Below are 788 nucleotides of genomic sequence, written 5' to 3'. Positions count from 1 at the left end.
AAAAAGAAGTCCGACCACTTAATTGTGGAATGTAGAATAAATATTACTTTTTTCTACTATTTTTAAAATTACCGATATACCTAAAAAAAGAAGCCCAACCACAATTAAGTGGTCGGGCGCCTTTCCGAGAGACGTCGCAGCCTTAGGCTGCGTGTTGTAATAAATTACTGCAGAAGCTGTAGAACCGACTGACCTCTTTGATTGGCTTGCGCCAGCATTGCTGTTCCAGCTTGTGTCAGGATCATGTTCTTGGTGTAACCTACCGTCTCGTTCGCCATGTTGGCGTCGCGGATGCGGGACTCTGAGGCTTGCATGTTTTCTGCTCCTACGTCGAGACCGCGTACTGCGTGCTCAAGGCGATTCTGATAGGCGCCAAGATCGGCTCTCTGTTTGTTGATGAGCTTTAACGCCTTGTCGATGGTTCCAATGGCACGGTTGGCACTGTCCGGGTCGGCCAGTGAAATAAAGGAATCGTCACCGACATTGCGGATACCAAGACCCTTCGTTGTCATTGTGCCGATATAAACCTGTTCGCGCTGATCCATGTTAGCTCCAATATGGAACCACATAGAAGCTGTAACCACATTCTCGCCTACCGGACGGCCAAAACGACCTGTCAATAGGTTCATTCCGTTGAACTGTGCGTGTGACGCAATTCTGTCTACTTCGTCAACGAGCTGAGAAACTTCAACCTGGATGTACATTCTGTCTTCGTCGGAATAGATACCGTTCGAAGACTGGATTGCTAACTCGCGTAAACGCTGGAGAATGTCTTCTGATTCTTGCAG

Annotated in this window: 1 protein-coding gene; it reads right to left on the bottom strand. The window is 47.7% G+C overall.

The window, feature by feature from the left end; translation table 11 throughout:
- Window positions 1-164: 164 nt before the first annotated feature.
- The coding region (locus ACYVTD_RS14655; protein ID WP_461248455.1) for a flagellin at window positions 165-788 on the bottom strand (624 nt) is incomplete at its 5' end.

This window comes from Treponema sp. R6D11 (assembly GCF_054786075.1).
The sequence above is the reverse complement of the archived record's forward strand: the minus strand, read 5'-3'. Positions and strand labels throughout refer to the sequence as shown.